This window comes from Flavobacterium cupriresistens, assembly GCF_020911925.1.
In the GTDB taxonomy this organism is placed as follows: Bacteria; Bacteroidota; Bacteroidia; order Flavobacteriales; family Flavobacteriaceae; genus Flavobacterium; species Flavobacterium cupriresistens.
Genome location: NZ_CP087134.1, coordinates 768793 through 794279, shown reverse-complemented (window position 1 = coordinate 794279; position 25487 = coordinate 768793). Strand labels below are relative to the sequence as shown.

Below are 25487 nucleotides of genomic sequence, written 5' to 3'. Positions count from 1 at the left end.
TTTCGAAAGAGTGAGTGCTTTCTTTTGAATTTGCAATTAAATGATTTAGAATCTGTAAAGCACTCCAAATTTTGGTTGATCAAAAATGTTCTCGAATAAATTGATGTTTAATTGAAATGTATCCGAACTAGGTCCGTTTTCCGGAGAAACGGTGTTGTAGGATAAAAGATTTGCCAGTGTGAAAGTTACCGCGATGTTTTTAGTTAGAAAATAGTTCAAACCAATGTTAATATTAGCAGTAAGGCTATTGCTGTCATTTGAACCTGTTGGAGACTCTACTTTGTTTCTGCCATAACCCAAACCGGCTTCGCCATAAGCTTTAAACCGTTTTTTATCTAGTTCTAAGAAGTAGTATCTGGCAAAACCACCTATTCCAAAAACATTCGTTTTGATTCCTGTTGATTCGAATTTGTTACTGGAAAAGTTTACTTGCCCTCCAACGGCAAATTTGTCATTCAGTAAGTATCCGAATTTGGGATTTAGAGCATAATAATCCTGATCTCCGCCAGTGGTAATTTGTATGGAGCCTTCAATAAACATATCTCCATGTTTAAAGGTGATGCCTTTCGCTGAATTCATTTCTGAATCAACCTGATCCTGTTGAGCATTCGCAAAATAAAAAGTAAATAGCGCTAAAATAAGTGTGATTCTCGTTTCCATGTTATTAATTTTTTAGTTACTAATTCTAAAAGTAGCTTTTTTCCTCCAACATATTACTTAAAATTGCTGATAATGAGCTTTTTGGGTATTGCGCGCAATGATTTATGAGTTTTTTCGTACGATATGTATTTGGAAATTGCAGCAGTTATTCATTTGCATATAGGAACTGATAATTAGCCATTTAAAACAAAAAAAACCTGATAACTTTCGCTATCAGGTTTTATCTATGTTCTATTCTCTTTATTCTATTTTCTAAAAAAAAAACTAGTCGTTCAATTTCAAAACAGCCATAAAAGCTTCTTGAGGAATCTCAACGTTTCCTACTTGTCTCATACGTTTTTTACCTTTTTTCTGTTTTTCAAGTAATTTACGTTTACGTGAAATATCTCCACCATAACATTTTGCGGTAACGTCTTTACGAAGTGCTTTAATAGTCTCACGAGCAATAATTTTAGCTCCAATTGCGGCTTGAATCGGAATATCAAATTGTTGTCTTGGGATTAATTCGCGTAATTTCTCGGTCATTTTTTTACCGATATTGTAAGCGTTGTCTTCGTGGATCAATGCAGAAAGAGCATCAACAGTTTGTGCATTTAAAAGAACATCCAGTTTTACTAATTTAGAAGTTCTCATTCCGATTGGAGAGTAATCAAAAGAAGCATACCCTTTAGAAACGGTTTTTAAACGGTCATAAAAATCGAATACAATTTCGGCCAAAGGCATATCAAAATTCAATTCAACACGTTCTGTTGTCAAATACGTCTGATTGGTGATTGCACCACGTTTTTCGATACATAAACTCATTACGTTTCCTACGAAATCAGCTTTTGTAATGATAGTAGCTTTAATAAACGGCTCTTCAACACGATCCAATTTAGATGGTTCCGGTAAATCCGATGGATTGTTTACAACGAAAGGAGTTTCCGGATCTTTTTTGGTGTAAGCCAAATACGAAACGTTAGGTACTGTAGTAATTACAGTCATATCAAACTCACGCTCTAAACGTTCCTGGATAATTTCCATGTGAAGCATTCCTAAGAATCCACAACGGAAACCAAATCCTAAAGCGGCAGAACTTTCAGGAGTAAATACTAATGAAGCATCATTTAATTGCAGTTTCTCCATAGAAGAACGCAAATCTTCATAATCTTCTGTGTCAACAGGATAGATTCCGGCGAAAACCATTGGTTTTACATCCTCAAATCCTGTAATCATATTGGTAGTTGGTGTTTTAGCATCGGTTAGTGTGTCACCAACTTTTACTTCTTTGGCTTCTTTAATTCCAGAAATTAAATAACCAACATCACCAGTAGAAATAACACTTTTTGGAACCTGATTTAGTTTTAAAGTTCCTACTTCATCAGCAAAATATTCATTGCCTGTAGCCATGAATTTAATTTTTTGCCCTTTTCTGATTTCACCATTTACAACTCTGAAGATTACTTCAATTCCACGAAACGGATTGTAGTGTGAATCAAAAATCAATGCTTGTAACGGTTCATCAACATTTCCTTTTGGAGCAGGAATCTTTTCGATAATAGCCGCCAAAATGTTTTCAACACCAAAGCCTGTTTTTCCTGAAGCATGAATAATATCTTCTAATTTACAACCTAGCAAATCAATAATATCATCACTAACTTCTTCAGGGTTGGCACTTGGTAAATCTACTTTATTCAAAACCGGAATGATTTCCAAGTCGTTTTCTAAAGCTAAATATAAGTTTGAAATCGTTTGTGCCTGAATACTTTGTGCAGCATCCACGATCAAAAGTGCTCCTTCGCAGGCTGCAATAGATCGGGAAACTTCATAAGAAAAGTCAACGTGACCGGGAGTGTCAATTAAATTTAAAATATATTCTTCTCCTTTATAGGTGTATTCCATCTGAATAGCGTGACTCTTAATGGTAATTCCACGCTCACGCTCCAAGTCCATGTTGTCAAGCAATTGTGCTTTTTCTTCACGAGCTGTTACCGTTTGTGTGGCGCCAAGTAAGCGGTCTGCCAATGTACTTTTACCGTGGTCAATGTGTGCAATAATGCAAAAGTTACGTATCTTCTTCATTTTAATATGTCAATTCTCTAAACGAGTTTAAGTAATTTTTGTTTAAAATCTGCGCCAGAGCAATTGCCTTAGAGCATGTTATTAAAGCGCAAAGATAGCGCAAAGTTTTGGATTCTGGAATCGTTGTCGTTTGATAGTTGAATTTATACTAATAACTAAACTCCACAGGTTTTTAAAACCTGTCGGGTTTGCAATTTAAAAATGATACTAAAGTTTGTAATTATAACCCAATTGTATATAAAAAGGGACCATGGGTTCCGTTTTAAAATCCTGAGATATCACTTTTCCTAGTCTTAAAGTGATGTCGTTTCGATGAAAAGAATAGCCGCCTTGTATTCCGTAATTCGCATTTCCTCCCGTTGACGGTTCGTACCACCCGTCTTTTACAGCCGGATATACTTCCCGATATATTTCGGTATGTTTAAAATGGGTGACGATCGCTTTGTCAAAACCCAATTCTATTGCGGTAAACCATTTAGGTTTGTAATAACCGATAACGACAGTTGCATCAGCACCAAAATTCTGCAGTGTTACCAAAGGATTTTCATAACGGCGATAAATACCATGCAAAGAAGCATTAAAATGAAAATTATTGATTTGATACACATTGATTTGCCCGCCAATTTTGGTTTTGAAATCATCAAAAACAGTTTCGCCTGATGGAATAGAAAACGAAGCGTCAACAACAATAGGTAGTTTGGTTTTAAGTTTATAGCCATATGCAACTCCATAAACCAGACCATGTTCCCATCCGACAGTCGCATTTAGGAGGTGTTTTTCTTCTTTTTTTAGATTTTTCCAGTTAATGGTTTGGGCGAGCGTTGTCGTAAAACTCAAAAGCCAGAGCAGTATTGCAATAATTAGTTGTGTCATTCTCATTTTGTGACTAGTTTAAAGCGTTTAAATAATTCAATACTAAAGGATGTACCTTATCCCATTTAAAGTAGATCATCTCATGACCTGTATCTTTTACTTCGGATATGGTTGCGGTATTAAAGAAAGCAGCTTCTTTTTGCGCAAAACCAAAACCGTAAGATTGATTAAGTTCTCCGTATAAAAACAGCACTGGAGGTTGGTATTGTTTGAGATTTCTAGTGAAATCAAAACCGTCATTTTCATAAATATCTGAAAAACTTTCTAAAACAGTAGTTCCGATTCGCCAAAAGGGTGATGGACCGGGAATGCCTTCCTTATTGCCTTTGGCGTATGAAAAACTGGTGGAAATACCGAATTTGTAATCGAGTATTTCGTGTTGGTTTTCTTTGCCGGATAAGAACTGATCGAGGTAAAATAAATTGTTTGTTGCTTCAGAAAATAAATCCATTTTTCGACTCATTTCGCCATAATCATCCAGTAGTTTTTTAGTAAGTCCGCCTGGCTCCGCCAGTATTACACCATCGATCCGATCGGGATAAGAATTTACATAAGCCGCGGCAAGCATCGCGCCCCACGAATGTCCGAATAAGAAAATTTTCTGATCAGGACTGGTTCGATAATATTTAATAACCGCAGTAAGATCATCTAAAACCAATTGTATAGAATAGCTTTTTTTATCATGTCTTTTCGATAATCCGGAACCTCTTTGGTCATAGAATACTACATAATAACCATCGTCGGCAAGTTGTTTTGTGTTAAGACCATTTCTGTAGTCTGAGCCGGGTCCGCCGTGTAAAAAAATAACAATCGGATTGTTGGGATTTCCAAAAGTCTCGGCGTGTAACTGTGTTCCATTAACAGAAATGGAGGGAAGAGTGGGGTCCTGATCAACGGTTTTTGGAACCAGATTTCCGGGGTCATTAATATAATTTTCCTGTTCGCAGCCTAAAAAAAGAAAAAGAGAAACGGCTAATGTGAGGGAATAAATTACGGTACTTTTCATGGCATAATTTTTTAAATTTCTGCAAAGATGTGCCGTATGACGCTGCGGGTCGCCCCAACTTGTAAGGTGGTTCTATTTTATTTTAAATAGGCTGAAGGAGAAAGCCCGGTTGCTTTTTTGAAATTGCGATTGAATGCCGTCTTAGAATTAAACCCGCATTCGAAAGCCAAAGACAGGAAAGTGTATTTTTGATTTTCGGGTAATTGAATCAGCTGTTTGAATTCTTCAACACGCTGACAGTTGATGTAATCGTAGAAATTTTTTTGCTCAACAGAATTGATGACTTGCGAAAGAATGTTGGGGTGTACATTTAGCGTTTGGGACAATTCGGTTAAAGTTAAATCAGGATTTTTATACTGTTTTTCCTCTCGCATAATGGTTGTTAGTTTTTGATGGATGGATTGAAGTTCAGTAACACTTAAACCTGATTTTTCATATTTAATTTTTTCCAGTTGATTTTCTGTTGTCTCAGTTTCAACAGTAGCGTTTTCTGCAGGGTTGTTTACTGCTAAAGGCTGATTGGTGAAAATTCCGACTTGTTTGATTCCAAAATAACCAATGAAAAAAAGATAAAAAACCACGACGGAAAAAATGTACCGATCGTTAGAGAAAATGACAACGAGCCAAATAAAACTGGAACCTAAAATGAGATAACGCAGCCAGGTCAAATTGATTTTTTCCGTAAAGGAGAATTGATTGGTGATGTTTTTTCGGTGTTTTGAAAGTTCCTTTAAGCAAAGCAAGGCATAAGTAATTCCCGAAAGTAAGATTGAAGCATATAAAATCGTGATCAAATCTTCATAACCTTTTCCTCCATTTCTAAAAATGCTGATCTTTTTTTCAAACGGTAAATTGAAAAAAGGAGTCAGGACCAGAAACGCAATCAGAAACGGGATGAAGTGTAAAAAAGCATATTTTCTTTTCTGATTTGGATTGGTCAAAGCCGTAGTATACCAATATAAAAAGGGACCCTGAACCAAAGGCATAGGAAGTTCAAGCCCTAATAAAAAAGGGAATTTGATGTAATGGTCATTAAAATGCAGATAAAATAAAGACAAATGAAAACCGGTAAAAAACAACCAAAGCGCCAGAATCTTGTCCGGATTGCTTTTGTTTTTTTTGCTAATCAGAATAAAAACCAAAAAAGCAGTAATTATGATGCCTGCCAAATACAACATATTCTAATAGGTTTTAGTTAGATCCCATGTTGGAAATAGTAGGCAAGATAATTTATTTCTGTCAGATATCTGAGGTAGAAGTGCTTCTGAGAATTATTCTTTTTCAGATTCCGTTGAAGGCTTTTCCTGATTGCCTTCTTTGTGGTTTTCTTTAAAAGTCTCGTACCATTTTTCAATTGATGGATAGACAAAAGCCGCTACTTTTTTAATCGGGTTGTAAAAAATAGATTGGTCTAAAGTTTCTTTTTTTGCAAAAGTGTTGTTGAAGTTTACTTTTTCAAATAGAGCAATAACGATACTTACGATAAGAATGGTTTTTAGAATTCTAAAAAAACCACCACCCAATTTATTGACTAATCCCAGTTGAGCAAAATCAGCAATTCCGGTTAAGAATTTGGCCAACAAGTAAACACCTACCACTACTAAAATGAAAGTCAGAATAAAAGCGGTAACTTGAATATTAGTGGGATTCCAGCTTACATGTTTGGCAATCATATCTCTCATTAAAGAAGAGAATTTCATAGCTAAATAAATTCCCAACAATAAAGAAATGAAAGAAGCGATTTCTACAAAAAGTCCATTTTTAATACCCTTGTATAAACTAAAAGCCAAAAGGGCTCCCAAAATAATATCTAAAAAACTCATATTCGTGTTTGTGATTAATGAAGGCGCAAATATAAAAGAATAATGCAGGTATTGTGAAGGTTTTTTTTAAAGTGAAAGGTTAGAGGTGAACAGTGGAATTTGTATAATCAAAAATCAGCAATCAAAAATCAGCAATCAAAATTCTACAGTCTACAATCTGCAATCTAAAATCTACAATCAAAAATCGGCAATCAAAATTCTACAATCTAAAATCAAAATTCTACAACCTGAAGTCTACAATCTACCTATCTTTGCATTTCTAGTTTTAGAGTTCAGATGGTGGAGTTTAGATTTAAAAATCTTACGTTTAGCAAAAATCTGAAGTTTAAGATCTAAAATCATAAATATATATGTCCAGAGATACACAATTAAAAGAGCGTTGGGAGAAGCTCGTCGATATACTTTCAAATCAATTTTCGCAAGGCGAAGATTTGGATTTAGATTCCATTATTTATCTAATCGGAGTTCAGGAACTTGGAAAAGTACACCGTGAATTCAAGAAAGATGAAAAATTAAATTTAATGCATATTGCCATTTGCAGATTATTGGAGCCTTATGGTTTCTATGAATTTGAATTTTTTGATGATGAAGGCTGGCCTCATTACCGCGTGAAAGAAGAATTACCGTCATTAAAGGCGGGCGAACAATCGGTTTTAATGAAAGAAGCGATTGTAAATTACTTTTTAGAAAGAAAACTTATTGAATAGTTTTTAGCCGCAGTCACAGTTTTCCGCTAATTGTATTCTTAAAACTGTGATTGTTACTGTTAACTTTCAACTAAAATGACTAAATTTGTTCCCTCAATTATAGAATGGAAATGATAGATAAGATAAAAGAGTATATCGGCGAAGCAGAAGCCTTTTCGACAGAAAACGCTGCAGAGCTGGAAGCATTCCGTATTAAATTCTTAGGAAAAAAGGGAGTTTTAAACGACTTTTTTGCTGAATTTAAAAACGTGCCAAACGACCAAAAGAAAGAATTCGGACAAGTTATTAATGGATTAAAAACAGCTGCTGAAGATAAAGTAAAAGCAATTGTGGAATCATTAGAAAGCAAAGAAGAAGCTAAAGGTGTTTTTGGTGATTTAACGCGTGCGGCAGAACCGGTGATTATTGGTTCACGTCACCCGATTTCGATTGTTAAAAATCAGATTATTGATATTTTTGCGAATATAGGTTTTAACGTTTCTGAAGGCCCGGAAATCGAAGATGACTGGCATAACTTTACGGCTTTAAACCTGCCGGAATACCATCCGGCACGTGATATGCAGGATACCTTTTTCATTCAGACTAATCCTGATGTGTTGTTGCGTACCCATACGTCATCTGTTCAGGTGCGTTATATGGAAAATCATAAACCGCCGATCCGTACGATTTCTCCGGGGCGTGTTTTCCGTAATGAAGCAATTTCATCCCGTTCACACTGTATTTTTCACCAGGTGGAAGGATTGTATATTGACAAAAACGTTTCTTTTGCAGACCTGAAACAAACCTTATTGTATTTCACAAAAGAGATGTTCGGAAAGTCAAAAATTCGTTTGCGTCCGTCGTACTTCCCTTTTACAGAACCTAGTGCCGAGATCGATATCTATTGGGGTTTAAAAACCGAAACAGATTATCGTATCACCAAAGGAACCGGTTGGTTGGAAATTGGAGGATGTGGAATGGTGGATCCTAATGTTCTTAAAAACTGTGACATCAATCCTGATGAATACAACGGTTTTGCATTCGGAATGGGAGTAGAGCGTATTGCGATGTTGTTGTATCAAATTGGCGATATTCGTATGTTCTATGAGAATGATGTTCGTTTCTTAGAGCAATTTAAATCAAACATATAATTAAAAATTGTAGGTTTTAGATGCAGCTTAATTCTTGCGATTCTAAAATCTGTAATTAAAAATACAATAAACCTTTGTCAGAGTTTTACGCTTTGACAAAGGTTTTAAAGCTTTTAATAAAAATGAAAAAAGATATAACAATCCCGGAAGTAGAAAACGTATTTCTTGCTGCCGTTCAGGAATGGAGCGATGATTTTATGGAAAAAGTCTGGTATGCTTATTTGGTAAACGACAGTGACTTTAATCTGGATAGTGTTATGGTAGTTTCCAAAGCATTTGGAACTATCGAAGGTGAAATGAAAAAGACCTCCGTTTTACGCCACGCTTTTGTTGAGGTTCCCGCTGTTTCTGTAGTGAAAATCGAAATGATTGAAAAAAGCCTTTTGGTTTTAAACAACGAATTCATGGTGACTTTCTTTATCGGAAATACATTATACGATAAGAAATTCATTTTCAAATCCAATCTGATCAATGAAAACGATACGGAAGAAGTGCCGATTTTATTTGTTGAAGGGGTTATGGTGAAGTAGGGTTTTTAGTCTTCGGTCTCAGTCTTCAGTCTCAGTTTACAGTCTCAGTCCCAATTTTCAGGGAAGAATATATAAAAAAGAGTCAGAAATAAGCATTATTTCTGACTCTTTTTTTATGCGACTGCGACTGCGACTGCGACTGCGACTGCGACTGCGACTGCGACTGAAACTTAATCCAAAGATTCCGTTAGTTTCTTAAAAACCGACTTAGCATCTTTTCCTTCGTATAATACGGCATAAACAGCGTCTATAATAGGTGTTTTGGCACCGTAACCCTGATTTAGTTTATAAGCACTTTTGGTGGCGTAATAACCTTCTGCTACCATGCTCATTTCCATCATGGCGCTTTTTACCGTGTATCCTTTTCCGATCATATTTCCGAACATTCTGTTTCTCGAGAAAACAGAGTATCCTGTAACTAATAAATCTCCTAAATAGGCAGAGTCATTGATATTACGTTTCATTTTGTGTACTTTTCGGATGAATTTTTTCATTTCGCGGATTCCGTTACTCATCATAACCGATTGGAAATTATCACCATAACCAAGACCGTGCGCAATTCCGGCAGCAATAGCGTAAATGTTTTTAAGCATTGCAGCATATTCCGTTCCGATAATGTCGTCTGAAATTTTGGCTTTGATATAGTTTCCGGAAAGATATGTAGCTACGTTTTTGGCTTTATCCGGGTCTCCACAGGCAATAGTTAAGTACGAAAGTCTTTCTAATGCTACTTCTTCAGCATGACAAGGACCGGTAATAACACCGATATTGTAATAAGGAATGTCGTATTGAATGTGGAAATGTTCTCCAACAATTAAACTGGTTTCCGGAACAATACCTTTAATAGCAGAAAAAATGATTTTATCAGCCAGAGAAACGGTAAGATTTTTAAGTTCCGCATCCAAAAAAGCAGATGGAATAGCAAAAATTATATAATCTGCGTAAGCAACCGCTTCATTTATATTATTGGTTAATTTAAGTTTTTGGGTGTCAAATTCAACCGAACTTAAATAATTTGGATTGTGTTTGTATTTTTGAATGTGCTCTATAGCAGCATCATTACGCATGTACCACGAAATTTCAGAAAGATTTACGCAAAGCATCTTTACAATTGCTGTTGCCCAGCTTCCTCCTCCAATTACGGCAAACTTTAAATTTTCGCTCATTATTTTAATAATTTAAAGCAAAAGTACTTAATAAAGTAGTAATAATACAAAATCTGATTTAAGAAATTTAAAGTGACGCTTGTAAGCACAATGGTTTTCAGGTAGTTTGGAATAATTCTAAAAATATTTTAACAGTCAGACAATAAAAATGTAATCCGTACGTTGTAAGTATTTATAAATTAGAATTTTAATGAGTTTAGCACAAATTGAGTTAGTTAGTTTTGTTTTAGTATTTTGAAAAGGCGTTCCTAAATTACTTAAGAACGCCTTTTTTTGTTTGTAGTATTTAGTGTCAGTTCTCGGTCTCAGTCACAAACTGCGATTCAATTTTACTGATTACTGCGACTGAAAACCGCAAACTAATAACTCATCTCCACAATAGATTTAACCTTTTCCAGCGTGATCAATTGTTTTTCACCTAAACCTTTCCAGCCTCTTTCATCAAAACGGTTTACAATGAAATCAGCGGTTTTATCATAATCGTTGGTGTATTGTGACAGTTTGGTATCCATTCCCATAGTATGAAAGAACGCTACCGTATGATTAATCGCTTCTTTAGCGACTTCGTCATCAGTACCGCTTAAGTTAAAAATACGTCTTCCGTATTGTGCCAGTTTTTCTTTTTTGGTGTCAAACATTACATGGTATAAACTTGGGCCTATAATCGCTAAAGTTCTGGCATGATCGATACCATACAAAGCGGTTAATTCGTGACCAATCATATGCGTAGCCCAATCAGAAGGAACTCCTTTTTGAATCAAGCCGTTTAAAGCCATGGTACAGCTCCACATAAAGTTGGAAGCCAAAGCATAATCGGTTGGATTTTCTACCACTTTTGGACCAACTTCAATTAAAGTCTGCAAAATTCCCTCTGCAATTCGGTCTTGCAAATAACCTTCGTGTGGGTAGGTCAGGTATTGCTCCATAACGTGAGTGTAAGCATCTACCACACCGTTTTGCAATTGTCTTTTTGGTAAAGAAGCAATAACAGTCGGATCACAAATAGAAAATTTTGGAAATAAAGCACTTCCGCCAAAAGCCAGTTTCTCCTGTGTGGATTGAATCGTTACTACAGCTCCTGAATTCATTTCACTTCCCGTTGCCGGTAAGGTTAGAACGGTTCCAAATGGTACCGCGTTCTCTTTTATTAAAAGACGTTTTTGCAAAATATCAATCGGATTTCCGTCGAAGTTCACTGCAGCCGAAATAAATTTTACCCCATCAATGACAGAACCACCCCCAACGGCAAGTATGAAATCTATTTTCTCCGCTTTAATAACGTCAACCGCTTTCATTAAAGTTTCAAAATGTGGATTGGGTTCTATTCCGCCAAATTCTACGATTTGAAAACCTTTCAAATTCTGGAGTACCTGTTCGTGAATTCCGTTTTTAAAGATACTTCCCCCTCCGTAAGCCAAAAGGATTTTAGCGTCTTTTGGAACTAAGGTTGAAAGTTTTTCTATTTGCCCTTTTCCGAAGATCAAATTCGTCGGATTGTATAATTCAAAGTTTAACATAGTGTTTTTTTTAAGGTACTGAGGTGCTAAGTTGCTGAGTTGCTAAGTTTTTTTTGATGTAAATCTTAACTAATCAGACTATTAGTGTCTTTTTTTGCTTTTCAGTATTGTGTTGTTTTAATAATTTTCGGATCGTTAATTTAGAGAGGCAAGTGTCTAAGTTTTTAAAAAGACTAAATCTTAGAATCTTAGCCACTCAGAACCTTAGCACCTCCTCTTACTTCTCAGGGTTTAGTTATTTTGGTATTAAGTGTCTAAGTTTTTAAAAAGACTAAATCTTAGAGACTCAGCCACTCAGAACCTTAGCACCTCCTCTTACTTCTTAACGTTTAATTGTTCTAATAATTTTCCGGCTACCAATTTAGACGAAGCAGGATTTTGACCTGTAATCAAAAGACCGTCTTCTACTGCATACGGTTGCCAGTTTCCTGCTTTCGAAAATTTTGCTCCGTTTTGTGTTAAAGCATCTTCCAATAGAAAAGGAACTACTTTCGACAGACCAACTGCAGCTTCTTCTTCATTGGTAAAACCCGTTACTTTTTTATCTTTTACCAGATATTGCCCTTTTACTTTTACGTTTTTCAAAACAGCCGGAGCATGACAAACAAAAGCTACTGGTTTTTTATGCGTATAAAAAGACTCGATTAAAGCAATAGAACTTTTGTCCTCCACCAAATCCCACAGTGGACCATGACCTCCCGGATAAAATACAGCATCGTAATCTGCCTGATTTATCGTGGAAAGTTTATGTGTCTTTTTTAATTTTTCCTGTAAGACCTTATCAGCGTCAAATCTCTTAGTGTCTTCTGTTGCCGAAGCCGGGTCAGCACTTTTCGGATCAATTGGGGGCTGGCCTCCAAGAGGAGAAGCAATTGTAATTTCAATACCCTTGTCCAGTAGTTCATAATAAGGTGCGGCAAACTCTTCTGACCAGAATCCGGTTTTTTCTCCGGTGTTTCCTAGTTTATCGTTGCTGGTCACAACAAACAGCACTTTTTTTGTTCCTTTTTTATTTGATTTTTGAGCTGTAACAGAAAGACTGCCAGCCGTGATTGCTATAATCGCGAGTAAAACTATTTTTTTCATAATGTCTGATTTTTAAACAAATTTAGTGCTTTAGTGATATCAGTAAAAATAAAATAAACTATGTTTGTTATAAATATATTTATATCATGGTCAATCTCGAGTGGTACAGAACTTTTAAATCGGTCTATAAAAACGGTAGTTTTTCCGTTGCGGCAAGAGAGTTGTTTATGAGTCAGCCCGCAGTAAGTCAGCAGATGTCAATGTTGGAAGCACATGTGGGTAATAAATTATTCAACAGAAAATCAAAAGGAGTAGAGCCGACCGAATACGCTAAGTTACTTAATAATTTAATTATTGATGCGCTCGATCGTTTAGAAAATGTGGAAAGTGGTTTTAGAGCTAAAGCACAGGATTCTAAAAGATTAGTGTCCGTAGGTATTTCGAAAAATTTGTACAGCAGTTTGGGGAGCATTTTGATTTCTAAGTTTGATTTTATTGATTTTACTTTTGCCGATAATGATTCTCTTTTTGCTCTTGTAGATGCTAAAAAGCTTGATTTTGCGATTGTGACCAAGCGTTATGATACGTTTGATACGGTTCAGGAAATTGTAGGTCAGATAAAATTGGTCATGGTGACTTCTATAAATGAAGAAATTCAGGAGTTTAATCAAAAAGTGCAATCTCAAAATTTTACAGAAATTGAACATTGGCTAAATGAACAGAAATGGTACAGTCACGAAGCAAGGATTCCGCATATAAAAATATTCTGGTTGCATGCTTTCAATAAAAAAAGGCCATCAATGGTTCCTAATTATATTATTCCGTCAGAATATCAAATGTTGGAAACGCTTTCGAGAAACTCCGGTGTTGCTATTACGTGGAGTTGTAATGCCAAACAGTTTATTCAGGACCAAAAGTTGCAGTTGTTGTGGGAAAGCGATCGATTGCCTGAAGTGGATGTGTTTCTGTTAACTGCTAAAAACAATAATTTAAATTCGCTCTTTGAGATCGTTTCCGCAGAATTGAAGGCAGTTCTACGATAATGATATTTAAATTTCTCATTCACACAACTGTCAGGCTGAGCGAAGTCGAAGCCTGACAAAGGGGGAAGTGTGGGGCTGGGCTTTGTGAGAAACTACTTTTTTTAATCTCTCGTCGATTACCTAAAATAATTTGTATCTATATTTGTGTAAAATATACGCATTATGTCAGCAAATCAAAATATCCGGGTTGCAGTAGACGCAATTGTTTTTGGCTATCAAAACAATCAATTGTATGTGCTTTTAATCGAGCAAAAGTTTGGATCCAGTGAGTCGTATTGGGCTTTTCCGGGAGGATTAGTGCAAAATGAAGAATCTCTGCAAGCTGCGGTTAAAAGAGAGTTGAAAGAAGAAACTAATGTTGCTGTAAATTATTTAGAGCAGTTATTTACATTTGGAGATGACGTTCTTCGGGATCCCAGAAATCGGGTGATTTCTGTTGCTTATTTTGCTTTGGTGGATCCTTCCAAGCTAATAATCAAAGCCGATTCTGATGCCGAAAAAGTGCAATGGTGTAAGGTAGAAGAAGTTCCTACATTGGCTTTTGACCACAATCTGATTCTGAAAAAAGCAATAGAAAGAGTAAAAGCAAAACTCACCTACGAACCAATTGGATTTGATTTACTACCCAATGAGTTTCTGTTTTCAGAACTCGAAAATCTGTATTGTACGATTTTAGAGAAGGAAATTGATCGTAGAAATTTTAGAAAAAAAATCCTGAGCTACGGAATTATAGAAGAAACGGCTAATTTTTCGCCAGTTAAAACAGGAAGACCTGCAAAATTATTTAGGTTTAATGCTCATAAATACAATGCTTTAGTGAAAGAAGGGTTTCACTTTGAAATTAAGTTTGCGTAATTTTTACACAAAATAATTGTTCAATAAAATATTAAATGTATATTTGCGTATAATTAACGCAAACTAAGAAATTATGATACTTAACCTAGACCCAAATTTCAGACCGTTTAAGGGTCAAAAAGAAATAGAATTTAAAAGTTTTACCTTTTCAGGAGGAGAACCACATATCAAGATTAATCCTGATTTTGATGTTAAAGAAGAAATCACCATCACACATCGTTTAAATTCATTCAATGATTTAGGATTATTGTGTCTTACCGTAGACGCTTTAAGACGAATGGATGTGAAAATCATAAACCTCTTCATTCCGTATTTTCCTGCTGCGAGACAAGACAGAGTGATGATCAAAGGCGAGCCACTGTCTGTAAAAGTGTATGCTGATATTATTAATGCAATGCAATTAGAGAAAGTTTTTGTGTTCGACGCCCATTCTGAAGTTACTCCGGCATTGGTGAACAACTGTGAAGTGATTCCGAATCATACCTTTATTCAAACCGTTATTAAAAGTATCGGTAATGACGTAAAACTCATTTCTCCGGACGGAGGAGCTTTAAAGAAAATCTATAAAGTTTCTGAATTTTTGGGCGGAGTTGACGTAGTAGAATGCAGCAAAAGCCGTGATGTGAAAACAGGAAGATTGTCTGGTTTTAAAGTGTATGAAGACGATTTACAAGGAAAAGATTGTTTAATTGTAGATGATATTTGTGACGGTGGCGGAACATTTGTTGGCCTTGCCGAAGAATTAAAAAACAAAAACGCCGGAAAATTATACTTAGCAGTCAGCCACGGGATTTTTAATAAAGGTTTTGAAGTTTTAGATTGCTTCGAAAAAATATTCACAACCAATTCTTTTAGAGATTTTGAGGATAAAAGAGTTGAGGTTGTAGATTTAAAAGAATTGATATGAAATATAATATAGATCAATTGATAACAGAAAAAACAGAGAATAAATACCTCTTTTTCTGGGGACATCAGCCTAATAAAGATGGAAGTATTTCTAAAACCTGCTTCAGTCAATGGTGGTTAAGTTCTTTTGAAGTTGAGAACATAACGTATAAAACAGCCGAGCACTGGATGATGGCTAAAAAAGCAGAATTGTTTAATGATACTGTCGTTTTAGAAAAAATAATTCGTGCTAATTCTCCCGCTGAAGCAAAGAAATTAGGTAGAGAAGTTAAGAATTATGTGAATACCGTTTGGTTAGAAAACAGATATGAAATTGTTCGACTGGGGAATTTTTATAAGTTCAGTCAGAATAAAGAGTTGAAGGAATTTTTAAGCAACACCAAAGACAGAATTTTGGTAGAAGCAAGTCCCGTTGATCCCATTTGGGGAATCGGAATGGCAGCAGATCATAAGGAAGTTAACAATCCTGAGAAGTGGAAAGGTTTAAATCTTTTAGGTTTTGCTTTGATGGAAGTTAGAGATGAATTGAAATAAGTAGGACTATGGAAACAACACGATTGTATCGTCCGGTAGGATTGAGAGAAATGGAATTAATTGCAGAGACCGGTTATACTGAGTTTCCGCCTAGATTAGATTGGCAGCCTATTTTTTATCCCGTTACGAATCAACAATATGCAGAACAAATTGCCTTTGAATGGAATACTGTAGATGAGTTCTCCGGATTTATCGGAATCGTTACAGCCTTTGAAGTAAAGACTGCTTTCTTAGAAAAATATGAAGTTCAGAATGTAGGAGATAAAAGTCATAACGAACTTTGGGTTCCTTCTGAGGATTTAATGGAGTTTAATGCCAATATATGTAATGGAATAGAATTGGTAAATGTTTTTTTTACAGCGCGATCTTTTATAAGTAGTAATACAGAATTAAAGAATAAATTAGATAGTTTTAGAAAATGATTTTAGAAATCGTTAAAGGAGATATAACAGAAATAGAAGCTGACGCGATTGTTAATGCTGCAAATACATCTCTTCTTGGTGGTGGTGGCGTCGATGGAGCTATTCATAGAAAAGGGGGTAAAGCAATCTTGGACGATTGTATAACTATCAGGAACAGGCAAGGCGGTTGCAGTGTTGGTGATGCAGTTATTACAACTGCCGGAAATTTGCCTTCTAAATTTGTCATTCATACTGTAGGTCCGGTTTGGAATAATGGTGAGAGTAAAGAAGAAGAATTGCTTCAAAGTTGTTATGTTACTACTTTAAAATTAGCTGTTCAAAAGAATATCAAAACGATTGCTTTCCCTAATATAAGTACCGGAATATATAAGTTTCCAAAAGATTTAGCCGCGAAAATAGCGTACGATTCTATTTGTAAATTTGAACAGAAAGAGCATTTCGAGAAAATTATTTTTGTGTGTTTTGATGATGAAAACTTTAACCTTTATCGCAATTTGATAGAAAAAGACAATGGCAATAAGATTAAATCAGGTTTATTCGGTGTTGCTGTTGGAGATGCTTTGGGTGTTCCCGTCGAATTTGAATCGAGAGATTATTTAAAAGAAAACCCTGTTTTGGATATGACAGGATATGGGACGCATTATCAACCAATCGGAACTTGGAGTGATGACAGTTCGTTGACTTTTTGTTTGGCTGACAGTTTGTGCAGGGGTTATGATTTGTCTGATATAGCCAAAAAATTTGTAAGCTGGTACAGCACCGAATTATGGACACCACATGGGAAGGTATTTGATATTGGAATCGCTACCAGAAGTGCGATTCATAATATTGGAAAAGGTCATTTGCCGGAATTGTGCGGTGGTTTTGAGGAAAAAGATAATGGAAATGGTTCTTTGATGAGGATTTTACCTTTAGTGTTTTATCTTCAACAGGAGAAAGATATTGCCGTTATTTATAAGAAAGTAAAAGAAGTATCGTCAATTACGCACGCACATTTTAGGTCGGTATTTGCCTGTTTTATTTATGTGGTTTATTGTTTGGAGATTCTGAAAGGAAAAAATAAAGGCGATGCATATAAAGAAATGCAGAAAACGATAGCAGCATATTTAAAGGATAAAAAATTTAACGTTTCTGAAATTGATTTGTTTGACAGGGTTTTAAATAATAATATAGCTGAATATCCTGAAAACAGAATTCTTTCTTCGGGTTATGTTGTAGATAGTTTACAGGCTAGTTTATGGTGTTTTTTAAATTCAGAGTCTTATGAAGAAACGGTATTGAAAGCGGTAAACTTAGGAGAAGATACAGATACAACAGGTGCTATAGCTGGAGGTTTGGCCGGCATTTATTATGGAATTGAAAATATTCCCAGAAAGTGGGTAGCTGTTTTGGCAAGAAAGAAAGACATTGATGATTTGTGTGAGCGATTGTCAGTGAAATTAAAAGATGCACAATAAGTTTTGTGTAAGTATATAATGAAAATAGAATTAAAAAAATATAACGAGCAAATTGTAGAATGGCCGGATAAAGGACATCACATTATGGCTCAATACGATGATAAAGAAATAATCGTTTATCAATCGTATCGAAAAGAGATAGGCGAATTTGCTGTGAAAAATCAGTTTTTTGGCGGTGAATTTAGCCTCACAAGGATGACATGGATCAAGCCAAATTTCCTGTGGATGATGTACAGGAATGGCTGGGGAACTAAAGAAGGTCAGGAAATAGTCTTGGCAATTCATCTAAAAATAGAGGCATTTCAAAAATACTTGCAAAATGCAGTTTACTCTTCTTACGATACATCGTTTGAATTAAGCTATGAAGAATGGAAGTCTGAAGTAAAAACATCCTCAGTTCGATTGCAATGGGACCCGGATCACAATCCTTATGGAGAAAAGTTAGAGAGAAGAGCGGTGCAAATTGGTTTAAGAGATGATTTTATAAAGTCTTTTGCTAAAGAAGATATCTTGAAGATTGAAGACATCTCTGAATTTGTAAAAGAGCAATATGAGTTTGTTCAGAATCGGCAGTTAGAAAACTTAGTAGTGCCTTTTGAAAAGCCATTTTTATTTGCTGATGAAGTGTTGAACAGAAAATTGAAAATTTCATAGAAATCATGGATGAAAAAATTATAAAAGGAACAAGCAAGTTTCTAAGTTTTGTTCTCCGACATTCACCGGAAACGATTGATTTAAAATTAGATGAAAATGGCTGGGCAAATGTTGATGAATTGATTCCTCAGTCTAATAAACATAAAGTGCCACTCGATTTTGATTTGCTTCAGGTTGTGGTAGCAACCAATGATAAAAAACGTTTTATTTTCAATGAAGACAAAACAAAAATAAGAGCCAGCCAAGGACATTCTATAAACGTTGAGTTGAATTTGACTGAGGTTGTACCACAGGGCTTTTTATATCACGGAACAGTAGCAGCCAGTATCGATAGCATTAAAGAAACAGGTTTGCAGAAAATGAGTCGTCAGCACGTACATCTCAGCAAAGACAAAGAGACGGCAATTAAAGTTGGAGGGAGAAGAGGAAAACCTGTCATTTTAACTGTAGATGCCGAAAGAATGCAATTAGAGGGATTCAAATTTTATCTTTCGGAAAACGGTGTTTGGTTAACGGATGAAGTTCCTGCAAGATATATTGAGTTTTAAGAGATCTAGTTAAAGAGTTAGACTCAAACGAAAAAAATTAAAGTTATAAATTAAAATAATAAACCATGAACCCATTATTACTAACTGATGGTTACAAAGTAGACCACAGAAGACAATATCCCGATGGAACAACAGTCGTGTATTCTAACTGGACGCCAAGAAAATCAAGAATTGAAGGTATTGAAGAAGTTGTGTTTTTCGGATTGCAATATTTCATTAAAAAATATATTATTCAGGACTTCGAATTGCATTTTTTCAAACAACCAAAAGAAGAAGTCGTGAGAAAATATGCAAGAAGAATCAATAATTACTTAGGCGAAAATTTAGTTGGAACCAAACATATCGAAGATTTACACGATTTAGGATACATTCCGATGGTTTTTAAAGCGTTGCCGGAAGGAGCAAGTGTGCCAATTCGTGTACCAATGTTCACGATGTACAACACGCTTCCGGAGTTTTTCTGGTTGACCAATTATTTCGAAACCTTGCTTTCAGCTGTAGTTTGGTTACCATGTAATTCGGCAACAATTGCTAAAGAGTACCGAAAAGTTTTAGACAAATATGCTCAGGAAACTTCATCAGTTCCCGAATTTGTAGATTGGCAGGCACATGATTTCTCTATGCGAGGAATGGGAGGTATTGAAGCTTCTTTGACTTCTTCTGCAGGACATTTGTTGAGTTTTACAGGTTCAGATACGATTCCGGCGATTGATTTTATGGAAGAGTACTACAATGCTGATTCAGATAAGGAGTTAATTGCCGGTTCAGTTGCGGCTACAGAACATTCGGTAATGTGTATGGGGACTACTGAAGGGGAGTATGAAACTTTCAAAAGACTAATTTCTGAAGTTTATCCAAAAGGGATTGTTTCAATCGTTTCTGATACTTGGGATTTATGGAAAGTTTTAACGGATTATTTACCTCGATTAAAAGAGGAAATAGTTTCGAGAGAAGGCAAAGTGGTGATTCGTCCAGACAGTGGTGATCCGGTAGATATTATCTGTGGAAATCCAAATGGTAAAACAGTACAAGAAAAGAAAGGAGTTATAGAATTGCTTTGGGAGGTGTTCGGCGGCAGTACAAACGATAAAGGATTTAAGGAATTAGTACCGCAAATTGGTGCAATTTACGGAGACAGTATTACCGTAGCCAGAGCAACTCAAATCTGTGAGCGATTAAAAGTAAAAGGATTTGCTTCTACCAATATTGTTCTCGGAATCGGTTCTTTTACTTACCAATACAATACAAGAGATACTTTTGGTTTTGCAATGAAGGCGACTTACGGAGAAGTAAACGGAGAAGGAAGAGCCATCTTCAAAGATCCAATTACGGATGACGGAACTAAAAAGTCGGCCAAAGGATTAATGAAAATTGATTTAGTAGACGGTGTGTATAAGCTAACCGATAATGTTTCCTGGGAAGAAGAACGAAAAGGAGAGCTAAAAGAAGTTTTTAGAGATGGAAAACTACTAATAGATCAATCGCTTGCCGAAATTAGGAATAATGTCAAAAAAGAGCTGACAACAGTATAAAACACAGAAGCCCGAATGTAAATCGCATTCGGGCTTTTTACATATATGATTTTATCGTTATCAGTTATGATTTTCTTTAAAAAATCTTGAAGAGCAATTCTAATTTTATTTTCTATAGGTATTAAATAACTAAATAGTAATTAAAATCTTTAAAAAAAAATGAAATTGAAATCTCTTATCGTAGTATTTGCAATTGTTTTTCTTGGTTTTTGCTGCAGTAAAAAGGATACAGAAAAAATAATTGATTGTGTTGAAGAATCTATACTTGTTCATATAACAGACAGTAAGGACGCCACTAACAAAAAGAAAGTTAACTTTACTGTGGATTATGGCGGGACTTATACCTTTAGTTATGTGAAATGGGATTTTGGAGATGGAACGTTTCAGGAGGTTACCACTAAAACAATTTCACACATTTACAGTACAGCAGGAACTTTTGCCGTAAAAGGAACTGTTACCATCAAAGACGGGAAGAGAACTTGTACCTCCTCGCCAACAAGAAACGTAATCGTTGAATAATATGGATTACTTTTTGTAAAAATTATTATGATCAATATATTCCCAAACTTTAGGAGGTAAAAGCGGTTGAATGTTTTTGCCTTCTTTGATGTTGTTGCGAATAAAAGTGGACGATATTTCCACAATCGGCGCATCAATAATATGGATTTTCGGATGTGATTTTAGTTCTATATTTTCCTCTTCAGCTGATATGCGCGGATAAACATAAATGTCATAATTGGCCAGTAGTACTTCATAGTTTTTCCATTTATGAAGTGTTTTTAAGTTGTCCTCACCCATAATCAAAGAAAATTCATGGTTGGGATACTTTTCATGTAAATGCACCAAGGTATTAACCGTATAACTAGGCTGAGGGAGTTTAAACTCAATATCAGAAGGTTTTATTTTCGGAAAATCTTCGGTAGCCAGATAAACCATTTCTAAACGCTGCTGATCGTCCAGTAATGTCGATTTCTTTTTTAACGGATTGTGAGGTGTCACCACCATCCAAATCTGATCTAAATCAGCAAACTCCGCCATGTGATTGGCAATGATCAGATGACCAACATGAATAGGGTTATAAGTTCCGAAATAAAGGCCTATTTTCATAAATAGTTTGTTTCACAGAGATTCGCAAAATTTTCACAAAGATTCACAAAGCAATTTATAAATTTTTTGTGAAGCTCTTTTTTGCTTTGTGACTCTTTGTGTAATAATTATTTGTTTACAAAATCTTTAACCAATTGATGCGCTTCTTCTAAAGCTACTGGTAAATCATAGTTTTTGATAATCACATCAAATTGTGGAGCAGTAGCCAGTTCTACAGATGCTTTAGCGATTCGCATGTTGATTTTGTCATCGCTTTCGGTAGAACGTTGTTTTAAGCGGCGTTTTAATTCGTCAACGCTTGGAGGTTTTACAAAAACAGCCAGTGTTTGCTCCGGAAATTTATGTTTGATACGCAATCCGCCTGCAACATCGATGTCGAAAATAACATTTTTACCCAAAGCCCAAATACGTTCGATTTCAGATTTCAAAGTACCGTAAAAATTGTCACGGTATACTTCTTCCCATTCCAGGAAATCTTCGGCTTTAATGTGTTTTTTGAATTCTTCTAACGAAATAAAATAATAATCTTTTCCGTTAATTTCTTCTCCACGCGGGTCGCGTGAAGCTGCTGAGATGGAGAATTCTAAATTTAAATCTTCCTTCCCAAGTAAATGTCTAACTATAGTTGTTTTTCCTGATCCTGAAGGTGCCGAAAAAACAATTAACTTTCCTTTATTCATTATATATGCTTTAGGCTTTAGGCGGTACGCTTTAAGCTTTTTATTGATGTCATTATTTGCCTATGGCTTAAAAGCTTAAGGCATAAAGCACAGGGCTTTTACAAAACATTCAAAACCTGTTCTTTAATCTTCTCCAATTCGTCTTTCATCATCACGACCAGTTTTTGCATTTGAGCGTGATTGGACTTAGATCCCATAGTATTGATTTCACGGCCCATTTCCTGAGTAATAAAGCCTAATTTTCTACCATTGGCTTCTGTGCCTTTTATCGTCTCTAAAAAGTAGTCTAAATGGTTCGTTAAACGTACTTTCTCTTCCGTGATGTCTAATTTTTCTAAATAATAAATTAATTCTTGTTCAAAACGGTTTTCATCTACATTTACTTTCAATTCAGAAATAGCGGTTTGTAAACGGTCTTTTATGGCCTGAACACGTTCCGGATCAAGAGCCAATGCATCATTCATGTATTGACGAATGTTTCCGATTCTGAGATTGAATTCTTTTTCAAGAGACTCACCCTCGTCTCTTCTGAAATTTAAGATGTTTTGAAGTGCATCTTCAATGATCACCTGAATCTGCTCCCAATCATTTTCGTCAATTTCCTCACGCTCCGTTTTTAAAGTGTCCGGCATACGAATAGCCATTTTCATTAATTCCGTTTCATCAGCATGAGGGTAAACTTCTTGTAGTTGGGCGATATAGTTTCTAACAACAGGAACATTTACTTTAGTCGAAGTTTGTTCCGCAGTACTTTCGATGTAAATTGCGAAATCAATTTTTCCTCTTTCAAGTTTAGTAGAAATAAAAGTTCGTAAGCCTAACTCCATTTCGCGGTAAAGCGAGGGCATTCTTACGTTTAAATCTAAACCTTTACTGTTTAAGGATTTTACTTCGACGGTAATTTTTTTTGTAGGCAATTGCAAAGAAGCTTTGCCAAACCCTGTCATAGATTGTATCATATAATTGAGTGTAAAGGCGCAAAGATAATTAAAAGTTTGCAGTCTTGAGTTGCAAATCGTTAATCTGTTGCCTACAACAGATTTTACAATTTTTTACCACGAATTTCACGAATGTGAACGATTCAATGTTAGAAAAGATCGAATTTCACAAATTCCGGGTGGGTTTTATTTGTGAAATTCGTGGGTAAGTTTTGTGAAGGTTGTTTTTGACGGGCTTTTATTCCAAAGCTTTCATCACCTGCAAGATATTTTGCTGCGTGTTGCCGACATAAATTTTACCATCTATAATAAAAACCGGGCGGCTTATGAAAGTATAATGCTCGAGGATGTATTTTTTAAAATCGGCTTCGGTCAATGCTTTGTTTTTCAAATCCATCGATTTGTACAGCTGTGCTTTTTTACTGAACAAAGCTTCGTAACTCCCCGAAAGCTGATACATTTCTTCTAGTTCTGCTTCGGTTATCGGATTTTGCTTGATGTCGTGAAAAACCAAATTGTTGTCTTTAGGTAGGTTTTTGATGATTTTTCTGCAAGTGTCGCAAGAAGCCAGGTAATATATTTTGTTCATGATTTCTAAATTTAATTGAGTACAAAGAAAATTCATTTGAAATATAAAAATGCCTAATTTTATAAAAAAATTACAATTATGAATTCAGTTTTTGAAGTACACAGAACGATAAGAAACGTTCTTTTAAAGGTTTTGGACGGTCATTCGCTAGAACAGTTGAATAAAATTCCGGACGGTTTTAGTAATAATTTGATTTGGAATATGGCGCATTGTGTCGCTACACAGCAGGTTTTATTGTATAAATTGTCAGGTTTACCAATGAAGGTTTCAGATGAATTTATTGCCAAATACAGAAAAGACACTAAACCCGAAGGTGATGTTTCACAAGCTGAAGTTGATGAGGTGCGAAAATTGCTTCAGGAAACTTTTGATCAGGCTATTTTAGATTTTGAGAATCAGCTTTTCAAAGGATATCAGGAATATACAACAAGTATCGGATTTACGCTTCATAATATAGAGGATGCGTTTAGCTTCAATAACTTTCATGAAGGAATTCACACGGGTGTGATAATGAGCATCAGGAAGTTGGTTTAAGGAATAAGTTTGCAGTTGGTAAACAGATATTTTTGTGAAACATTAAACTTTTTTTAAACCATATAAGTGATGTGAGTTCATGTTAAGCTAAACTTTATTTTCTTATATAATTTAAACTTTGTTATTTATTGCTTTTGCAGTATTCGTAAAAAAAAATAGCCGTCTCTGTTGTGAGACGGCTATTTTTTATTCTATTATAGTTTCGATTGTGACTTTCATGGCACCGGCACCTTTGCTTTTGGTGATTTCCATAAAGGCTCTTTTTGATAAATCGAGTTCTCTGGTTCTAACAAATGGACCGCGATCTGTAACCTTTACAATTACAAATTTTCCGTTGGCTTCATTTGTAACTTTTATTCTTGTTCCGAAGGGAAGTTTTTTATGCGCTGCAGTATAGGCACTGTTACTGAATCGGCTTCCATTGGCTGTCTTTTTTCCGTTAAAACGGTCGGCGTAGTAGGAGGCATGTGCATTTTTCTTATACGGCTTTAATTTTAAACCTTTGTCAGTAAAAACAGAATCTGTTGGGATTGCAATTATATTCGGTTTTATATTTTTTACAGTATCCTGAATGATTTTAGGTTCTGTAGTGGGTTTCGTTTGACTTATGACATAAGTAAAACAACTTAAAAAAAGTAATGTAAGTGAAGGGATTAAAATGTTTTTTTTAATTCTCATAGTTTATTTTTTTCAGACTTGGGGAGTTTGTACAAATAATATGCCGAGATAAAAAAAGTCCTATTTTTTAGGACTTAATTTTTTTTATTGAAACCAAAGGTTCCATGGTATTCTGCTAAAGATTAGTAATAATCCTAATCCGTAAAAAATAGCAAATGTTTTAAATTTTGATGTGCTATTGATAAGTTTTTTATGTTTTGACCAACCAATAGTTATCAAAGCAATAGCAATAATATTGATTAGCGGGTGTTCTAATGAAGTTAATCTAAGTTCGGCATTAGACATTTGTCCAAAAGCAGCTTTCCCTAAAGGAGATACAAAATAAAGAATTAGACCGATTAAAAGTTGGGTGTGTGCTCCGATTAAGGCAAATAAAGCAATTTTACGGTCTTTTGCTGTAAACTCTTTTTTTGAAGTAAGGCCAATAATAGCATTTACAACGGCAATCAATAAAACCAACAATGCCAGATAAGCCCAGCCAGAGTGGAGTTTTTGTATAAAATGGTACATA

29 protein-coding genes are annotated in these 25487 nt (G+C 35.3%); 14 read left to right on the top strand and 15 right to left on the bottom strand.

The window, feature by feature from the left end; genetic code table 11:
• Window positions 1–45: 45 nt before the first annotated feature.
• From LNP23_RS03685 to LNP23_RS03660, 6 genes are all read right to left on the bottom strand, one after another.
• Window positions 46–660 (bottom strand): outer membrane beta-barrel protein, encoded by a 615-nt coding sequence (locus LNP23_RS03685; RefSeq protein ID WP_230003807.1) that lies wholly within the window; start codon window positions 658–660, stop codon window positions 46–48.
• Window positions 661–924: 264 nt separating this feature from the next.
• On the bottom strand, window positions 925–2721 hold the full coding sequence (gene lepA, locus LNP23_RS03680) for a translation elongation factor 4 (RefSeq protein WP_047776631.1): 1797 nt from the start codon (window positions 2719–2721) through the stop codon (window positions 925–927).
• Between the two features lie 207 nt (window positions 2722–2928).
• Window positions 2929–3594: a hypothetical protein gene (locus tag LNP23_RS03675; protein WP_230003805.1), complete on the bottom strand. Its 666-nt coding sequence runs from the start codon at window positions 3592–3594 to the stop codon at window positions 2929–2931.
• A gap of 13 nt (window positions 3595–3607) precedes the next feature.
• Window positions 3608–4600, bottom strand: a complete 993-nt coding sequence (locus tag LNP23_RS03670; RefSeq protein ID WP_230003803.1) for an alpha/beta hydrolase — start codon at window positions 4598–4600, stop codon at window positions 3608–3610.
• 77 nt (window positions 4601–4677) lie between these two features.
• The gene (locus LNP23_RS03665; RefSeq protein ID WP_230003801.1) at window positions 4678–5778 is read right to left on the bottom strand and encodes a helix-turn-helix domain-containing protein; all 1101 of its coding nucleotides are present in this window, start codon (window positions 5776–5778) and stop codon (window positions 4678–4680) included.
• Between the two features lie 93 nt (window positions 5779–5871).
• The gene (locus tag LNP23_RS03660) at window positions 5872–6423 is read right to left on the bottom strand and encodes a CvpA family protein (RefSeq protein WP_047776637.1); all 552 of its coding nucleotides are present in this window, start codon (window positions 6421–6423) and stop codon (window positions 5872–5874) included.
• A gap of 350 nt (window positions 6424–6773) precedes the next feature.
• Here LNP23_RS03660 and LNP23_RS03655 point away from each other — a divergent pair, with 350 nt between their 5' ends.
• The 3 genes from LNP23_RS03655 to LNP23_RS03645 all read left to right on the top strand — a co-directional run bounded on the left by LNP23_RS03655 (window position 6774) and on the right by LNP23_RS03645 (window position 8790).
• Complete coding sequence (locus LNP23_RS03655; RefSeq protein WP_047776641.1) at window positions 6774–7130, top strand: hypothetical protein; 357 nt, start codon at window positions 6774–6776, stop codon at window positions 7128–7130.
• A gap of 110 nt (window positions 7131–7240) precedes the next feature.
• Window positions 7241–8260 (top strand): phenylalanine--tRNA ligase subunit alpha, encoded by a 1020-nt coding sequence (pheS, locus tag LNP23_RS03650; protein ID WP_047776842.1) that lies wholly within the window; start codon window positions 7241–7243, stop codon window positions 8258–8260.
• A gap of 122 nt (window positions 8261–8382) precedes the next feature.
• Entirely contained in the window at window positions 8383–8790 is a 408-nt protein-coding gene (locus LNP23_RS03645) for a hypothetical protein (protein ID WP_047776642.1), read from the top strand.
• Between the two features lie 170 nt (window positions 8791–8960).
• On the opposite strand, the gene LNP23_RS03640 is transcribed toward LNP23_RS03645, so the two are convergent.
• The 3 genes from LNP23_RS03640 to LNP23_RS03630 all read right to left on the bottom strand — a co-directional run bounded on the left by LNP23_RS03640 (window position 8961) and on the right by LNP23_RS03630 (window position 12559).
• On the bottom strand, window positions 8961–9956 hold the full coding sequence (locus LNP23_RS03640; protein ID WP_047776644.1) for an NAD(P)H-dependent glycerol-3-phosphate dehydrogenase: 996 nt from the start codon (window positions 9954–9956) through the stop codon (window positions 8961–8963).
• Between the two features lie 359 nt (window positions 9957–10315).
• Window positions 10316–11473 (bottom strand): iron-containing alcohol dehydrogenase, encoded by a 1158-nt coding sequence (locus LNP23_RS03635; protein WP_230003799.1) that lies wholly within the window; start codon window positions 11471–11473, stop codon window positions 10316–10318.
• A gap of 315 nt (window positions 11474–11788) precedes the next feature.
• Window positions 11789–12559 carry a type 1 glutamine amidotransferase domain-containing protein gene (locus LNP23_RS03630; protein WP_082210626.1) on the bottom strand — a complete coding sequence of 257 codons (771 nt, stop codon included), beginning with the start codon at window positions 12557–12559 and terminating at the stop codon, window positions 11789–11791.
• A gap of 86 nt (window positions 12560–12645) precedes the next feature.
• Between LNP23_RS03630 and LNP23_RS03625 the strand changes: the two genes are divergently transcribed.
• From LNP23_RS03625 to LNP23_RS03575, 10 genes are all read left to right on the top strand, one after another.
• On the top strand, window positions 12646–13542 hold the full coding sequence (locus tag LNP23_RS03625) for a LysR family transcriptional regulator (RefSeq protein WP_230003797.1): 897 nt from the start codon (window positions 12646–12648) through the stop codon (window positions 13540–13542).
• A gap of 162 nt (window positions 13543–13704) precedes the next feature.
• Window positions 13705–14397 carry an NUDIX hydrolase gene (locus LNP23_RS03620; protein ID WP_230003795.1) on the top strand — a complete coding sequence of 231 codons (693 nt, stop codon included), beginning with the start codon at window positions 13705–13707 and terminating at the stop codon, window positions 14395–14397.
• A 73-nt stretch (window positions 14398–14470) separates the two neighbouring features.
• On the top strand, window positions 14471–15304 hold the full coding sequence (gene prs, locus LNP23_RS03615; RefSeq protein ID WP_230003793.1) for a ribose-phosphate diphosphokinase: 834 nt from the start codon (window positions 14471–14473) through the stop codon (window positions 15302–15304).
• Complete coding sequence (gene ybiA / locus LNP23_RS03610; RefSeq protein WP_230003791.1) at window positions 15301–15837, top strand: riboflavin biosynthesis intermediates N-glycosidase; 537 nt, start codon at window positions 15301–15303, stop codon at window positions 15835–15837. The genes prs and ybiA overlap by 4 nt, the downstream gene beginning before the upstream one ends.
• 8 nt (window positions 15838–15845) lie before the next feature.
• On the top strand, window positions 15846–16259 hold the full coding sequence (locus LNP23_RS03605) for an ADP-ribosylation/crystallin J1 (RefSeq protein ID WP_230003789.1): 414 nt from the start codon (window positions 15846–15848) through the stop codon (window positions 16257–16259).
• Window positions 16256–17716 (top strand): O-acetyl-ADP-ribose deacetylase, encoded by a 1461-nt coding sequence (locus tag LNP23_RS03595; protein ID WP_319624899.1) that lies wholly within the window; start codon window positions 16256–16258, stop codon window positions 17714–17716. Before LNP23_RS03605 ends, LNP23_RS03595 begins: the two co-directional genes overlap by 4 nt.
• A gap of 18 nt (window positions 17717–17734) precedes the next feature.
• Window positions 17735–18370, top strand: a complete 636-nt coding sequence (locus LNP23_RS03590; protein WP_047776658.1) for a DUF4291 domain-containing protein — start codon at window positions 17735–17737, stop codon at window positions 18368–18370.
• Window positions 18371–18375: 5 nt separating this feature from the next.
• Window positions 18376–18918, top strand: coding sequence for an RNA 2'-phosphotransferase (locus LNP23_RS03585; protein WP_230003787.1), 543 nt, complete (start codon window positions 18376–18378; stop codon window positions 18916–18918).
• A 65-nt stretch (window positions 18919–18983) separates the two neighbouring features.
• Window positions 18984–20450 (top strand): nicotinate phosphoribosyltransferase, encoded by a 1467-nt coding sequence (locus LNP23_RS03580; protein WP_230003785.1) that lies wholly within the window; start codon window positions 18984–18986, stop codon window positions 20448–20450.
• A gap of 159 nt (window positions 20451–20609) precedes the next feature.
• The gene (locus tag LNP23_RS03575; RefSeq protein ID WP_230003783.1) at window positions 20610–20969 is read left to right on the top strand and encodes a PKD domain-containing protein; all 360 of its coding nucleotides are present in this window, start codon (window positions 20610–20612) and stop codon (window positions 20967–20969) included.
• A gap of 6 nt (window positions 20970–20975) precedes the next feature.
• On the opposite strand, the gene nadD is transcribed toward LNP23_RS03575, so the two are convergent.
• The 4 genes from nadD to LNP23_RS03555 form a co-directional block, all read right to left on the bottom strand.
• Window positions 20976–21557, bottom strand: a complete 582-nt coding sequence (nadD, locus tag LNP23_RS03570) for a nicotinate (nicotinamide) nucleotide adenylyltransferase (RefSeq protein ID WP_047776667.1) — start codon at window positions 21555–21557, stop codon at window positions 20976–20978.
• A 107-nt stretch (window positions 21558–21664) separates the two neighbouring features.
• Window positions 21665–22237, bottom strand: a complete 573-nt coding sequence (gmk, locus tag LNP23_RS03565; protein WP_047776669.1) for a guanylate kinase — start codon at window positions 22235–22237, stop codon at window positions 21665–21667.
• Window positions 22238–22335: 98 nt separating this feature from the next.
• Window positions 22336–23196, bottom strand: a complete 861-nt coding sequence (locus tag LNP23_RS03560) for a YicC/YloC family endoribonuclease (protein WP_230003781.1) — start codon at window positions 23194–23196, stop codon at window positions 22336–22338.
• 217 nt (window positions 23197–23413) lie between these two features.
• On the bottom strand, window positions 23414–23764 hold the full coding sequence (locus LNP23_RS03555; RefSeq protein ID WP_047776671.1) for an arsenate reductase family protein: 351 nt from the start codon (window positions 23762–23764) through the stop codon (window positions 23414–23416).
• A gap of 78 nt (window positions 23765–23842) precedes the next feature.
• Between LNP23_RS03555 and LNP23_RS03550 the strand changes: the two genes are divergently transcribed.
• Window positions 23843–24298, top strand: a complete 456-nt coding sequence (locus LNP23_RS03550) for a DinB family protein (RefSeq protein WP_047776673.1) — start codon at window positions 23843–23845, stop codon at window positions 24296–24298.
• 186 nt (window positions 24299–24484) lie between these two features.
• Here the strand turns inward: LNP23_RS03550 and LNP23_RS03545 are convergent, their stop codons facing one another.
• Together LNP23_RS03545 and LNP23_RS03540 are read right to left on the bottom strand one after the other, a co-directional pair.
• A complete protein-coding gene (locus LNP23_RS03545; RefSeq protein ID WP_230003779.1) occupies window positions 24485–24976 on the bottom strand; it encodes a septal ring lytic transglycosylase RlpA family protein in 492 nt (163 codons plus the stop codon).
• A gap of 84 nt (window positions 24977–25060) precedes the next feature.
• Window positions 25061–25486, bottom strand: coding sequence for a hypothetical protein (locus LNP23_RS03540; protein WP_047776847.1), 426 nt, complete (start codon window positions 25484–25486; stop codon window positions 25061–25063).
• Window position 25487 lies beyond the last annotated feature (1 nt).